The 14,228-nt window shown below is 55.9% G+C and carries 13 protein-coding genes; 9 read left to right on the forward strand and 4 right to left on the reverse strand.

The window, feature by feature from the left end; translation table 11 throughout:
* Positions 1 to 7: 7 nt before the first annotated feature.
* The 4 genes from AC13CY_RS13135 to AC13CY_RS13150 all read right to left on the reverse strand — a co-directional run bounded on the left by AC13CY_RS13135 (position 8) and on the right by AC13CY_RS13150 (position 6,685).
* Positions 8 to 871 carry a MurR/RpiR family transcriptional regulator gene (locus AC13CY_RS13135; RefSeq protein WP_054641164.1) on the reverse strand — a complete coding sequence of 288 codons (864 nt, stop codon included), beginning with the start codon at positions 869 to 871 and terminating at the stop codon, positions 8 to 10.
* Positions 861 to 2,630 (reverse strand): GGDEF/EAL domain-containing response regulator, encoded by a 1,770-nt coding sequence (locus AC13CY_RS13140; RefSeq protein WP_483052653.1) that lies wholly within the window; start codon positions 2,628 to 2,630, stop codon positions 861 to 863. The genes AC13CY_RS13135 and AC13CY_RS13140 overlap by 11 nt, the downstream gene beginning before the upstream one ends.
* Positions 2,627 to 5,257: a GAF domain-containing protein gene (locus tag AC13CY_RS13145; RefSeq protein WP_483052654.1), complete on the reverse strand. Its 2,631-nt coding sequence runs from the start codon at positions 5,255 to 5,257 to the stop codon at positions 2,627 to 2,629. The genes AC13CY_RS13140 and AC13CY_RS13145 overlap by 4 nt, the downstream gene beginning before the upstream one ends.
* Before the next feature lie 72 nt (positions 5,258 to 5,329).
* Positions 5,330 to 6,685 (reverse strand): aldehyde dehydrogenase family protein, encoded by a 1,356-nt coding sequence (locus AC13CY_RS13150; RefSeq protein ID WP_058577486.1) that lies wholly within the window; start codon positions 6,683 to 6,685, stop codon positions 5,330 to 5,332.
* A gap of 171 nt (positions 6,686 to 6,856) precedes the next feature.
* On the opposite strand from AC13CY_RS13150, the gene AC13CY_RS13155 reads away from it, so the two are divergent.
* The 9 genes from AC13CY_RS13155 (at position 6,857) to AC13CY_RS13195 (ending at position 14,153) form a co-directional block, all read left to right on the forward strand.
* Entirely contained in the window at positions 6,857 to 8,005 is a 1,149-nt protein-coding gene (locus AC13CY_RS13155) for a GNAT family N-acetyltransferase (protein ID WP_074210201.1), read from the forward strand.
* An 82-nt stretch (positions 8,006 to 8,087) separates the two neighbouring features.
* The gene (gene ftsB / locus AC13CY_RS13160; RefSeq protein ID WP_044630252.1) at positions 8,088 to 8,450 is read left to right on the forward strand and encodes a cell division protein FtsB; all 363 of its coding nucleotides are present in this window, start codon (positions 8,088 to 8,090) and stop codon (positions 8,448 to 8,450) included.
* Positions 8,447 to 9,157 carry a 2-C-methyl-D-erythritol 4-phosphate cytidylyltransferase gene (gene ispD, locus AC13CY_RS13165; RefSeq protein ID WP_074210202.1) on the forward strand — a complete coding sequence of 237 codons (711 nt, stop codon included), beginning with the start codon at positions 8,447 to 8,449 and terminating at the stop codon, positions 9,155 to 9,157. The genes ftsB and ispD overlap by 4 nt, the downstream gene beginning before the upstream one ends.
* Positions 9,157 to 9,645: a 2-C-methyl-D-erythritol 2,4-cyclodiphosphate synthase gene (ispF, locus tag AC13CY_RS13170; protein WP_062360982.1), complete on the forward strand. Its 489-nt coding sequence runs from the start codon at positions 9,157 to 9,159 to the stop codon at positions 9,643 to 9,645. The genes ispD and ispF overlap by 1 nt, the downstream gene beginning before the upstream one ends.
* Positions 9,638 to 10,678: a tRNA pseudouridine(13) synthase TruD gene (truD, locus tag AC13CY_RS13175; protein WP_074210203.1), complete on the forward strand. Its 1,041-nt coding sequence runs from the start codon at positions 9,638 to 9,640 to the stop codon at positions 10,676 to 10,678. The genes ispF and truD overlap by 8 nt, the downstream gene beginning before the upstream one ends.
* A 21-nt stretch (positions 10,679 to 10,699) precedes the next feature.
* The gene (gene surE, locus AC13CY_RS13180) at positions 10,700 to 11,446 is read left to right on the forward strand and encodes a 5'/3'-nucleotidase SurE (protein WP_062374003.1); all 747 of its coding nucleotides are present in this window, start codon (positions 10,700 to 10,702) and stop codon (positions 11,444 to 11,446) included.
* A complete protein-coding gene (locus tag AC13CY_RS13185; protein ID WP_054641166.1) occupies positions 11,433 to 12,110 on the forward strand; it encodes a protein-L-isoaspartate(D-aspartate) O-methyltransferase in 678 nt (225 codons plus the stop codon). The genes surE and AC13CY_RS13185 overlap by 14 nt, the downstream gene beginning before the upstream one ends.
* The gene (locus tag AC13CY_RS13190) at positions 12,107 to 13,072 is read left to right on the forward strand and encodes a DUF368 domain-containing protein (RefSeq protein WP_058577491.1); all 966 of its coding nucleotides are present in this window, start codon (positions 12,107 to 12,109) and stop codon (positions 13,070 to 13,072) included. Before AC13CY_RS13185 ends, AC13CY_RS13190 begins: the two co-directional genes overlap by 4 nt.
* A gap of 28 nt (positions 13,073 to 13,100) precedes the next feature.
* On the forward strand, positions 13,101 to 14,153 hold the full coding sequence (locus AC13CY_RS13195; protein WP_054641167.1) for a peptidoglycan DD-metalloendopeptidase family protein: 1,053 nt from the start codon (positions 13,101 to 13,103) through the stop codon (positions 14,151 to 14,153).
* Positions 14,154 to 14,228 lie beyond the last annotated feature (75 nt).

Consider the following 14,228-nt stretch of genomic DNA (forward strand, 5'->3'; position numbering starts at 1 on the left):
GCGACGCTTATTTAGTGGGCTTTTCCGCTGGAAAGCGGGTATCGCGCAGGCTGTCTTTGATCTTTTTCAGGTGCGGCAGAAAATCTTCGCCGCGCCTAAGCGTTACCCCGGTGGCGAGCGCATCAATTAAGGTGAGCTGAATAACTCGTGAGGTCATCGGCATATAGTGGTCGGTGTCCTCTGGAGTGGCGACTTCAAGCGTGGCGGTGCACTCCTGTGAGAGCGGAGAGTTCGGTGCGGTAATGCCGAGTACGACGGCGCCTGCTTCCCTGGCCACTTTGGCGATATCCACCAGCTCCCTGGTACGTCCGGTATAAGAGATGATCACCACGACATCGCCGGTGTGGCAGGCGGCGGCTACCATGCGCTGCATCAGCACGTCTACATAGGCCATGACCGGCAGGTTAAAGCGGAAAAACTTATGCTGCGCGTCTTGCGCCACGGCACCTGACGCACCCAGCCCAAAAAAGTGAATCTGCTTGGCCTGCGTCAGATAATCCACCATCCGCTCGACGGCGGCCATATCCACTTCCCGCTGGGCTTCGTCCAGCGCGGCAATGGTGGCCCCAAAGATTTTATGGGTGTACTGCGTGGCAGTATCGCCGGGCTCAACGGCGCGGGTGACGTAGGGCGTGCCCCCCGCCAAGCTTTGGGCCAGCTTGATTTTAAAATCCGGGTAGCCTTTGGCGCCAAAGTTACGGCAGAAACGGTTAACGGTCGGCTCGCTGACACTAGCTGCCTGGGCAAGGCTTGCGATGCTCAGGCTGGTGGCCGCGGCGGGGTCTTCCAAAATTACGTTCGCGACTTTGCGCTCTGAGCGGTTCAACTCTTCTAAGCGTTCCCGTAAGCGGTCTAGCAGGTCATGCGCCATTAACAGACTCCGTGGCAGGCGTTAAGTTTGGGTGAGGTTTCCAATTCGTGCACCAGCGATAAAATTCATCGGCGGGCAACGGACGAGCATAGTAATACCCCTGTGCAGCTTCGCAACCAATAGAACGTAAGTAGTCTGCTTGAGCTGCAGTTTCGATGCCTTCAGCCACCACATTACAGCCTACTGCATGGGCTAACTGGGTGATGGTCAGAGCCAGTTGGCGATCCACCGTGTCTTTTTCCAAGTCCAGCACAAAGGCGCGGTCAATCTTTAGGGTTGAAAAAGGCAGTGTCTTTACATAAGCCAGCGAGGAGTGCCCGGTACCAAAATCATCGATGGCAACAGCAATCTTTGCTTCGGTTAATTGAGCTAACTGGATGCGCGCGTTGTGCATATCGCTGAGCAGGCCGGATTCGGTGACCTCTAAAGCAAAAAAGCGCTCAGGAATGTTGTGCTTAGCTAAGCGTGTTAGTAGGTTTTGAGCAAAATCCTTACGTGCCAGCTGGCGGGCCGCCACGTTAACCGCAATATGGAAGCGGTCATTAAGAAGCCCTTGCTGGCGCCACTGCACAATATAGCGCATGGCCTCTTCTAGCACCCACTCACCAATGGAGAGAATATCACCGCTTGCCTCGGCAAGGGGGATGAAATCTGCAGGTGACACATGACCAAGTTCTGGATGGTACCAGCGGAGCAGGGCTTCTGCGCCGATGACTTGCTGGGTGGCGAGCGATAGCTTGGGCTGAAACACCAGTGACATTTCCCCCCGTTGGGTTGCCCCGCGAACCGCCTGTTGCAGGTGTAGGCGATGACGCTGCTGGGTTTCCAGAGTTTCGTTGTAGTTTTGGATACGTAAAGAGCCGTTTTGGGGCAGGGCTAGGGCGGCCATGTGCACAAGTCGCTCGGTTTCAAAATGGCCATGGGACCAGCTAATACCCATGCGGGCGTTGAGCGGTAGCAGTAAATCGCCCAGCGTCTGGTCATGGTCGAAACAGCTTAGTAGACGAGAGGCTAACTGCCGTAGCTCGGTAAGCTCAGCACTTTGGGTGATCACCAGTAGCTCGCTGCCGCCCCAGAGCCCTAATGTACATTTAGGGGATAATTGGGCGTTTAAGCGGTGGCTGATATGCATTATTAACTGGTCTGCAATACCGTAGCCATGGAGTCGAACCGCATCGTCCAAGTGATCCAAAGCAATAAACAGCAGCCCAGTGCCGTGCCCTCGTTGAGCGGCTTCTTGCAATAGCTGTGTCAGTGCCCGCCGGTTGGGTAGCTGTGTGATGGGGTCGGTGCGTGACTGGCGGTCAAGCTCTTCTGTCCGCTTGGCAACCATTTGCTCCAGGGTTTCTGCTTGCTTATCGCGAACCTGGTAGCGATGCTCGACATCAAGCGTATTACGAATGCGTTGTAGCACTTCATCGTGCTTAAACGGTTTGGTAAGGAAGTCACGAATGCCCATTTTAAGCGCCCGGTGGCGGGTGTCGTCGTCAATTTGGGCGGTCAGTACAATGATGGGGGGCGTCTGGTCTGCAAAATGTTCCTGCAGTTGCTCCATCACCGCGTAGCCATCTATATGAGGCATACGGATATCGAGCAAAATCAAATCGGGCAACTGCTGCTGACAGTAGGCAAGTACGTGGCGCGGGTCGCTTAGCCCATGCACATTGTCAAAACCATGGTCGTCTAATAGGTCGAGAAGCAGCTCAACATTCACGCTGTTGTCGTCAACAACAAGCAGGTGTTTGTTCATAGATATCATGGAGCCTTCCTTGGTGCGTCTGTTGCCGGTGCAGCGGAAAAATAGGTGCTGAGCGTTGCCGATAGCTTGTCGATATCGATAGGTTTGGTCAGGTAATCAGCAAAACCAGCGGCTAAGCCGTGGGTTAAATCACGTTCCATCGCATTGGCAGAGAGCGCAACTACATTAATATGCTTCAGTTGCGTATCGTTTTGTATGGCAGCGAGGGCTTGGTAGCCGTTCATCCCCGGTAGGTGGATATCCATAAGTACAAGATCAGGCGGTGAGTGACGCATAATCTCAAGCCCGAGTTCAGCACTATTAACGGTTTGAAGGTCCACGTGGGGGAAGTCATCAATAATGTCTTCCATCAGGCGTTGGTTGGTGGGGTTATCCTCAATATAAAGCAGTCGATAATCGCGCTGAGCTTTTTCCGCATTGGCCAAGGTGCGTGTTGCAGTCTGTTCTGTTAGTGGGGCAACGTTGGCAACAGGGAGCGTAAACCAGAAAGTAGATCCTTTGCCCGGCTGGCTGTCCACGCCAATACACCCCGACATGCGCTCAACCAGTTCTCGAGTGATTGCTAGCCCAATACCCGTGCCTTCGATGGTACCGTACTCAGCGTCTAGGCGATTAAACGGCTCAAAGAGTTCCTCTTGCCGCTCGGGGGCAATACCCGGTCCTGTGTCACTAATGCTGAAGCGTAGTTCAGAATCTTGCTGCGTTACCCCAATGGTAATGGTGCCGTGCTCGCGGTTGTACTTGATGGCATTAGATAACAGGTTGAGCAGTATCTGTTTCGTGCGGGTGTAGTCAGCAGAAACAGACCAGGTACTGTTTATTGGGTAGCGAATTAACTGAATGCCAGTGGCATTCATATTAGCTTCTAACGTGTTGCAAGCATCTTCAATGACGCCTTCGATAGAGATCGGCTCTATGGAGAGGGTCATATGCCCAGCTTCAATTTTCGCTAGATCAAGCACTTCGTTAATTAAGCTCAACAAGTGTTGGCCGCTCTTCTCAATTTGGCCGACCTGGCGCTGTTGCTTCTCGCTAAGAGGGTCGCGTCGCCCTTTACTGAGTAACTGGGCAAAACCAATGATGGCATTTAGCGGGGTACGTAGCTCGTGGCTCATGGAAGAGAGGAATTCACTCTTCGCCTTATTCGCTTTCTCTGCCTGATCCCGTGCGGCCGCTAAGTCTTTGGTGACTTGTTCGCGCTCGGCCATTTGGCGATAGAGATTAATCAGTAGGGCGCAGGTGTCGGTAAACGGCTGTAGCCAGTCCAGCAGCGCTTGGCTAAGAGGCTGCTGGCTGTTGGCAATAGCGAACATGCCAATTAGCTGGTCGCCGTTGAAAATAGGCGCGCCCAAATAGTTATTGATCCGTGGGTGGCCCGGTGGGAAACCGCCACGCTTGGCATGGCTATACACATCATCGGTAATCACCACGTTGCCATAGGCATAAACCTGCCCTAGCAAGGAGTTAGGGTTGGTAAGCATCATATCGCCACTGCGCAGCTTCTCCATCAGCTCGCGGGACTCTTTGTTCCACGAGAGATCGGTAATGGCGTGTATTTTAAGCGCGTTGGTGCTCTCAGCTGGTAGTACTTCACCAATCAGCGCGTAGTCGCTGTCGGTTAGCTCACGCAGTGCTTCCATCAGAAAGGTCCAAAGCCGCTCGCCGGACATTAGTGCCTGGTAGTCGGTAATGCCCTGATGAAGCACTTTTAATAAGCGGCGTTCCCGGTTTACGCGATGTTTTGCTTCACTGATGTCTGAAAGGTCAGTGAGTATCGCCAGAAACTCAACAAATTCCTGACGGTCATTGTGGATGGCATTTACTACCAAGTGTACGGGAATCTGATGCCCTTGCTTGTGGCGCACCACGGTTTCGCGCCCTTTTCCAACGTTCTGTTCATTAGCATCAGAAGAGAAGTAGCGGCTAATTAAATAATTGTATTTCTCCGCGGTCTCTGGGAAGGCGAGCATTCCCACATTGTTGCCGACAACTTCTTCAGCTTGGTAGCCCAATAAGTTGAGTGCAAATGGATTAATGGCGATGATATTTCCCGCCCGATCGACGCGTAGTTTGCCTGTCGCACTTTTGGTAAAGAGTGCTTCAAACTGTTTTGCCGTACGTGAAAGCCGCTCCTTAAGCTCATGTTGGCGGAGCAATTCATCTACCTGCTTGGCTAAATTGTGCAGGATGCGATGATCACGCTCAGTAAAGGTGCGTGGTTGTTCATCAATTAAGCACAGCGTACCAACGGGTAACTGGTCATCGCTGGGGCAAAGCGGGTGGCCTGCATAAAAACGGATATGAGGCTGCTCTAATACCAATGGGTTATCAGCGAAGCGCGGGTCGTTTTTGGTATCTTCAATGACTAAGGGGCGATTAGCTGCTACGGCATGAGCACAAAATGAGATATCACGGTTGGTTTCATAGGCCTCAAGCCCGCTGTGAGCTTTAAACCATTGGCGCTCTTTATCAACCAACGATACTAAAGCAATCGGCACATCAAACAGTTCGCAGGCCAGCTCAGTGATGCGATCAAAGGCTGTGTCGGCAGGTGTATCGAGAACATTGAGTGCATGCAAGGCCGTCAGGCGCTGTGTTTCATTATTAGGTAGGTCGGCGGCTTGCATAATGTTTCCTAAACGTAGTGGCCTGTAACTATAAGGCGTATTCAGTGAATATCGGACATTAGCTTAATAGCTTTAGTCAAGCCCGAGTAATTTCAGCAACCAACGTCGATAAGGGGGGCTTAACCACCGGCTGGTGGGGCGCTGGGATTGATAAAAGACGCCGCGCAAATGGCTAAAACGTTCAAAACCGTGACGGCCGTGGTAAGCCCCCATGCCGCTTTCACCAACGCCTCCAAAGGGTAAAGAGGAAACGGCGTGGTGCAGCAGCGTCTCATTAAACACCAGCGCACCAGAGCGGGTGGTATGACGAAGGGATTCCTGGAGCGCCTTGTTACGGGTGAACGCGTAGAGAACGAGTGGGTGAGGGCGAGCATTAATAAAACGAATGGCGTCGTCCATTTGCTTAACGCTAATAAGCGGCAGGATGCGGCCAAAAATCTCCTCCTGCATTAGCGCTAAACCCTGGTGCGGGTCGATGACGAGCGCGGGGGAATGGGTGCCTTGGTCAATTACACGGCAGCCGTGGTCGCGTGCTTCATCCAATAGCTGCTTGATGCGCGCTTGGTGGACATCGCTCACATAGCCGGTGGCCTCTTTTGCGTTTGGCCGCTGATGTTGGATGGCTCGCTCTAAAGCGTGAGTAAGGGCGTCAAGGTGGCGGCTCTCAACCAGTACATAGTCCGGCGCTATGCAGGATTGTCCCCCATTCATGCCTTTGCCAAAGATAATCGCGGCGGCCGCCTGTTCTAAATCAGCGTCACCCGCGACAAGCGCAGGTGATTTGCCACCCAGCTCCAGCGTGACGGGGGTGAGGTGGGTTGCCGCGGCAGCGGCTACTTGGCGGCCCGTTGCGCTTGAGCCGGTAAAGAGCAAGTGATCAAACGGCAGCGCGCTAAATGCTGTGGCGATATCAGCGCCACCTTCCACCACGCCAAACTCTTCGTCGGTGAAGTATTGAGGCACCAGTTTGGCCAATAGAGCGCTGGTATGTGGCGCCTGCTCACTGGGCTTTACCAGTACCGTATTACCTGCGGCGAACGCATCTACCACCGGCATCAAAGCAAGATGCCAAGGGTAGTTCCAGGAGGACATCACTCCCACAATGCCAAGGGGCTGAGGGGCAACGTGAGCACGAGCGGGCCACATTTTCCAAGGTACGCCTGCTCGGCGAGGGCGCATCCAGTGCCATAAGTGGCGGCGTGCATGGCGAATTGCTTGCAGCACAGCGCTAATTTCAACAAGGTGTATTTCTACGTCGCTACGCTGGCCAAAGTCGGTTTGGATTGCTCGCACGATCTCTTGCTGATGGCGCTTCGTCATTTTGGCTAAGCGGGCCAAACGTTCTCGGCGCACCCCTAACGTTGGAAATGGCGCTTGGCCAGCCGTATGACGCTGAGCATTAAACATACTCGTCAGGTCGCGCTTCATAGCCTCTCCTTGGAATCATCCGTTATTGACAGTGCTGGTTTCATTGCGCGTGGGTGCAGTGTTTATCGGTCCAAAAGATCGTAAGCAAAACAAGGTGGTTGGTACGCTGTCATGGCCTTGATGGTACAGTAAACGATTCACAACCTATGCCAGTGTGCCATGGGAGATGTTATGCGTTCACGCTCGCTGTCCCTTACCATTCTACCTGCGATTGATACCGTTGCGGCAAGCCAGTGGGATGCGCTGGTGAGTGAAGAGCAGCCCTTTTTACGCCATGCCTTTTTGGCTGCACTTGAAGCGAGCGGTTCGGTGAGTGCAGCTACTGGCTGGGTGCCTTGCCATTTATGCGTTTGGCAAGATTCCCGATTGGTCGGGGCGCTGCCCATGTACCGCAAGGACCACTCCTATGGCGAATATGTGTTTGATTGGGGGTGGGCGGAGGCGCTGGAGCGGGCAGGTGGCGACTACTACCCCAAAGGGCTAAGCGCTATTCCTTTTACGCCCGCGCCTGGCCCCCGAGCACTGATAGCCGCGAATACCGATACTGCCGCTGTCCGTGAGCAGTTAGCCATCGGTTGGAAACAGCAGTGCGATGAGGTGGGGCTTTCCAGTTGGCACTTGCTGTTTGCCGAGGAGCCAGAGGTCGAGGCGTGGCAGCGCCAGTGTCCTGAGCTAATTGCGCGAGAAGGGGTACAGTTTCAGTGGCGAGACCGAGGTGTCGGCGATTTTGACGGCTTTTTAGCTAGTCTGACCTCAAAGCGTCGCAAAATGATAAAGCGTGAGCGGCGGTTAGTCGCTGATCAGGGCCTTACGCTGCATCGTCTGGAAGGTGCTGCGATTAGTGATGTCGATATGGCGCACTTCTATCGCTGCTACACCATTACATATCATGAGCGTGGCCGACCACCCTATCTTAATCACGTCTTCTTTGAACGCTTACGCCAAGTAATGCCCGAGGCGCTGATGTTGGTGCAGGTGCGTTTGGAGGGCAGGCCCGTGGCCGCTGCGCTCTATTTTCGCGGTGCACACACTCTTTATGGACGCTACTGGGGCAGTGAAATCATCGCGGACTGCCTGCATTTCGAAGCCTGCTACTACCAAGGTATCGACTACTGCCTAGCCAAGGGGCTAACCCTATTTGACCCTGGCACCCAGGGCGAGCATAAACTGGTAAGGGGCTTTGCACCGCAGCGGGTTCGCTCGCTGCACTATGTGGCCCATCCAGGGCTTGCCGCAGGGGTCGCGCAGTTTTGCCAAGAAGAGGCTGCCCATATCATGGCCTATCGCCGTGCCGCCGAAGATGCCTTACCGTTTAAATAATTCCCACAGCGCTGCGGCTCGCTGCCTATCGCCCTTAATGGCATAATGCGCGCCGTTCTCGCTTTCACAAAGGATCTCTGTGATGCACAAATGGCTTGTGGTGATACTGCTTGCCGCTCTGGGATTGCTGCAGTACCAGCTGTGGCTGGGAAACGGCGGCTGGCAAGACCTCCAGGAGGTAGAGCAACGCGTTGCCGTGCAGGAAGCCGATAACGTGCCAATGCGTGAGCGCAATGCAAGGCTCGCAGCGGAAGTCACTGACTTAAAAACGGGACTCGATGCCATTGAAGAGCGCGCCCGTAGCGATATGGGAATGGTGCGCACCGATGAACAATTTTATTGGGTGCCCGGTGTTGCCATCAAAAACGAGCTAGTGGGAATCAATGCGGGGCTGGTTTCCCTGCCTGGAGCTATACCACCGAGCAGTGAAGGCGCCGCAGAATGAGTAACACACTATGGCTCGTCGTTCCTGCAGCGGGGCAGGGCAGACGTATGGGGGCCGATAAGCCTAAACAGTATTTGACGTTGAACAATCAGCCCATTCTGGCCCACACCTTGGCAAGGCTTCACGCCGCTTTTCCGCAGGCGCGGTTGGTACTTTGCCTAGACAGCGACGACCGCTGGTTCGACCCCACCTGGGTGCCTTTTGCGCAGTGGCAGCGTGTGTCAGGCGGTGCTGAGCGTATGCATAGCGTATTAAACGCTTTGCAAGCGATGACCGCCGAGGGCTCAGACCTCGTGATGGTGCACGATGTCGCGCGTCCGTGCATTACTCGTGATGATCTCCACGCGCTCTATCAAGCAGCGCAGACACACTCAGGCGGTGCGCTTCTGGCAATGCCGGTGGCGGATACCATGAAGCGCGATAACGGTGACCAGCTCAGCCAAATTACCGAACCGCGGGATGGCCTATGGCACGCGCTGACGCCACAGAGTTTCCGTTACTCGCTGCTACGCCATGCGCTTGAGCAGGCTCAGCAAACCGGCACGGTGGTCACTGATGAAGCCTCGGCGGTAGAAGCGCTGGGCGAGGCGCCACGGCTAGTGAGCGGACGCCGAGATAATCTAAAAGTGACCCACCCTGACGACTTAGCCCTGGCGGCTGCCATTCTGGCCGCCCAGTCGGCAACCGCCAGCAACAGGAGTTCCTAATGCGAATTGGCCACGGTTTTGACGTACACCGCTTTGGGCCGGGTGACCATTTAATGATTGGCGGCGTTAAGCTGCCGTTTGACCACGGTTTTGTGGCCCACTCTGATGGCGACGTACTGCTCCACGCGATCAGCGATGCGCTACTGGGTGCCTGTGCGCTGGGGGATATCGGCCGTCACTTTCCGGATACCGACCCCGCCTGGGCCGGTGCTGACAGCCGTGGCCTGCTGCGCCATGTGGTAACCCTGGTGCGTAGCGAGGGGTATCGCGTGGTGAATCTGGATGCAACGTTAATGGCCCAGGCGCCCAAAATGGCTCCCCATATTGACGCTATGCGCGCCGTCATCGCTGAAGATTTAGGAATTAGTCTTGGCCAGGTAAACGTCAAAGCCACCACTACTGAGCGCCTTGGCTTCACCGGGCGCGGTGAAGGCATTGCCGCAGAGGCGGTGGTACTGCTGACGGCCCCAGAGGCGCTGAATGCTTAACCTACCCCCATGGCAGCGTAGCCTAACGCCCGCTTTCGGCGTGCCCGCGCCAGGGCAGTACCGTGCTCAGCCGGAAGACTTTATCGTCGATGAGCAGCTTGATTTTACCCCGGAAGCTCATGGTGAACACCTGTGGCTGCGGCTTGAAAAGCGTAACCAAACCACGTTAGATATGGTGAAACAGCTAAGCCGACTGTGTGGCGTCACGCCTAGAGATATTGGCTATTCCGGCATGAAAGATCGGGTCGCGGTGGCTCGCCAATGGTTAAGCGTCCATTTGCCAGGGCGCGATGCCCCGGCGGATTTGTCGGCTTCTTTGGCAGCGCTGGGGGTTACGGTACTTGAGCAGGCACGCCACCCACGTAAGCTAAAGCGGGGCGTGCATCGCACTAACCACTTTACGCTACGCCTGAGCGGTGAGGCCGTTCAGTCGGCCGATTTTTTGCCGCGCTGGGAAACGCTCTGCGCCCAGGGCGTGCCCAACTATTTCGGCCATCAGCGCTTTGGCGCAGGGGCGCGCAACTTACAGCGTGCCGCCGCCGTGCTGGCGAAAGGCTGGCGCAAGCGCGACGACCGGCAGGGCATGATGCTCTCCACCGCTCGCAGCTTTTTATTCAATGAGCTGCTTAGCGCGCGGCTGCAGGATGGTAACTGGTGCCAGCCCATCGCTGGGGATGCTCTCATGCTTGATGGCACCCAAAGTGTGTTTGGCATTGAGGCGGTGGAGGAGAGTTTGGTGGAGCGCGCCGCTGCGCTAGACGTTCACCCAACCGGCGTGCTGTGGGGCGTTGGCCGCTCGGCTGAAGGAGATGCTGGGGCTTATGAAGCGCAGCTCGCCGCTCAGCACCCTGCACTGTGTGAAGGGCTTGAAAAGAGCGGCGTCAAGCGCGGGCAGCGTGCGCTACGTGCCCGGCTTATTGCGCCGCAAATAACCTTCGATGCAGACGCCGTGCTACTCTCGTTTGCCCTGCCGCGAGGCAGCTTTGCCACGGCGGTCATTGGCGAGTTAATTCATCATCCCGACACGGCTTAACGCTGAGGTGAGGAGATTCTGATGCGGCGACTGCTGCTTTCCAACGATGACGGTGTTCACGCCCCCGGCCTTAGAGCGCTTTACGAGGCACTAACACCCCACGCTAACCTACGCGTGGTTGCCCCTGACCGTGACCGCAGCGGGGCCAGTAATTCGCTGACGCTATCGCGTCCGCTTGCGCTGACGGCGTTAGACAACGGCTTTTATAGTGTGGACGGCACTCCGGCCGACTGCGTCTATTTAGGCGTGAATGGGATGTGGGACGAGCGTCCTGATTTGGTCATTTCAGGGATTAACCATGGCAGTAACCTCGGTGATGACGTGCTTTATTCAGGCACGGTCGCCGCCGCGATGGAGGGGCGTAATCTAGGTATGACGGCGATTGCCATGTCGCTGTGCGGCGCCCACCATTTTGCGACGGCAGCCCAGTTTGCCGCGAGCCTCATCGGTGCCGCTGATCAACTCTCACTGCCGCCTCGTACGCTGCTGAATGTGAACGTCCCTGACCTGCCCTGGGAAAAAATCAAAGGTGTTAAAGTTACCCGCTTGGGCTACCGCGGCCCAGCCGAAAAGCCTGTGCCGGTGCAAGACCCCCGGGGCCGTACCCGCTACTGGATTGCCCCGGTGGCGGCTAACGCTGACGACGGTGAAGATACCGACTTTGCGGCCATCGAAGCAGGTTATGTATCGATTACGCCACTGCAAACTGATTTAACGCGCCACTCCGCGCGTCGTGATGTGCAGGACTGGTTGGATGCCTTTGCCTGAGCTATCTCCTGGTGAGCGGCGCGGCCGTGGAATGACTTCCCAGCGCACCCGTGACCGTATGATCAAGCGCCTGATTCAACAAGGCGTGCGTAACCAGTGCGTGTTAGACGTGATGGCCAGCGAGCCGCGTCATCTGTTTGTCGATGAAGCGCTCGCTCATCGCGCCTATGAAGATACCGCTCTACCCATTGGTTTTGGTCAAACGCTTTCCCAGCCGCTAACCGTCGCGCGCATGACCGAGCTGGTACTTCGCGCGTCGCCCCAGCGCGTGCTGGAAGTGGGGACTGGTTCAGGTTATCAAACGCTGATTTTGTCGCGCCTAGTAGAAACGCTTTACTCCGTGGAGCGAATCTATACGCTGCACGAGCGAGCAGCAGAGCGGCTATGGCGGCTAGGTGCCCCAGCGACATTAGCTGTGGCCGACGGCAGCGAAGGCTGGCCGGAAGCTGCGCCCTTTGACGTTATTTTGCTCACGGCCTGCGCGCAAACGCTGCCGGAAGTATTACTTGAACAGCTGAGTTATGACGGTGTGCTTATTGCACCGCTGGAAGAGTCAGATGGCAGTCAGTGGCTTACCCAAATTAAGCGTATTGGCTCTGCCTTTGAAAAGCGCAGGCTTGAACCCGTGCGTTTTGTACCCCTATTGCAAGGAGTGGTGGATTGAAGCGTCGACCCATAGGACTGTTTTTAAAAGGCGCCGGGATGGGCGCTGCCGATGCAGTACCTGGCGTATCGGGAGGCACGATTGCCTTTATTACCGGTATTTATGAAGAGTTAATCAACACTATTAAACAGTTTGGGCCTAGCGCCTTTGGCGCTTGGCATCGCGAGGGTTGGGTGGGCTTAAGTCGGCACCTGAACTTGGCGTTTCTAATACCACTGCTGCTGGGTGTTGCGGTCAGTTTGGTGAGCGTGGCTCACTTAGCGCTGTGGCTAATGGAGGCGCAACCGCTGCTGTTGGAGGGGTTCTTTTTCGGGCTTGTAGCGGCCTCGGCACTGGTGGTTGGGCAGGCTGGAGAACGATGGAAAATTTGGTACTTGCTGCCGCTGCTCATTGGCTTGATGCTCGCCGAATGGTTGCCGAGCCTGATGCCGCTGGTGCTCATGGCGGGTAACGAGTCGCTGGTCGTCATCCTGGCGGGTGCCATTGCGATCAGTGCCATGTTGCTGCCCGGCGTATCCGGCAGCTTTTTATTGCTCACGATGGGGCTCTACGGCACCATCATGGGGGCTATTCGCAGCTTCGATCTTGGCATTATCATGCTGTTTGGAATGGGGTGCATCATCGGGTTGGCGCTCTCTTCACGACTGCTTTCGTGGCTATTGCGGCGCTACCATGGCGCGACACTACAGCTATTGTTGGGCTTTATTGTTGGCTCGCTACCGGTTCTCTGGCCCTGGCGTGAGCTGTTACGCTACCAGCTAGGTCCCGATGGGCAAATGATTCCGCTGGATTATCGCTATCTATTACCCAGCGATTACGCCGTGCTGACAGGGGCGTCGGCACAGGTAACTGGCGTGATAACGTTGATGGTCGTCGGTGCGCTACTCGTCGTAGCGCTCAACCGTCGTGCGGCCACTCATGCCCAGCATCACTCGACAGATAATCGTTCCATTGATCGTTAGCACGGCGTTGAACAGGAGTAGGGTTTCCATGCGTAAGGTTTTTATGATGACGGTGCTTGCACTGGCGGTGAGTGGCTGTGCCAGTCAGCAGTCCAACACCCCCCAGGTGCGCGATTTGAGCGACGCACGCCGTGCGGTGGAAAACTCACCACAGTACACCGTCAAAGCAGGCGATACGCTCTATGGCATCGCGTGGCAGCACAATCTGGACTATCGCCAGCTCGCCGCCATCAACAATATCGATGCGCCTTACCAAATTTATCCTGGTCAAACCATCGCTTTGCGTGAAGGCACGGGAGGTATGTCGACTTCGTCTGGCGACAACGCGTCACCCGCTTCGACCAGCGGTGCCGTTGCTACGGGGCTGCAACCACAAGCCACTGCCGTGGCAAGCAATGACCAGGAGCTCGACTGGCTGCTGCCGGACGAGAGTGCCATCGAGCGCAACCAGCGCCTAACCGCCGAGCGGGCTGAGCGCACGGCGGTGGAAGCATCCCAGCAGGTAGCTGCCGCTGCTAATGCCCCGGTTGAATCCACTAATCAACAGCCGCCAGCCCAGCCCGCGCAGGAGCCAGCGCCCACGCCTGAACCGACCCCAGAACCGGAACCTGCCACTGAGCCGGAACCTGCCGCTGAGCCAGAGCCTGCCGCTCAGCCCACTCAAACCGTCCGCACCGATCGCTCGTCGCGTACCTTTACGCCTGCCGAAAACATCGATTGGCAATGGCCAACCGATGGTCAGGTCATCGGTGAGTTTGGGCAGGGAGGCAGCATTACAGCAGGGATTGATATCGCTGGGCAAAAGGGGCAACCTATTCGTGCAGCAGGCCCTGGTATTGTGGTCTATGCCGGTAGCGGTGTACGTGGCTACGGTAACCTAATACTACTGAAACATAACGATCAGTTTCTCAGCGCGTATGCACATAATGATAGTTTAAGCGTCAAAGAGAATGATGTCGTCGAGGCAGGTGAAGTGATTGCCACGATGGGCAATAGCGATGCAGATGCCATCAAACTGCATTTTGAGGTGCGCCGCGATGGTCAGCCGCAAAATCCGTTGGACTATCTGCCATCGCGCTAGTCATTACCTAGCAGGTGTAACGTGTCAAGCCTGCTAGGGCAACCCGCATAGCTGAATTAGAGCGTCATATAACAA

This window comes from Vreelandella sp. L-15, from assembly GCF_056857635.1.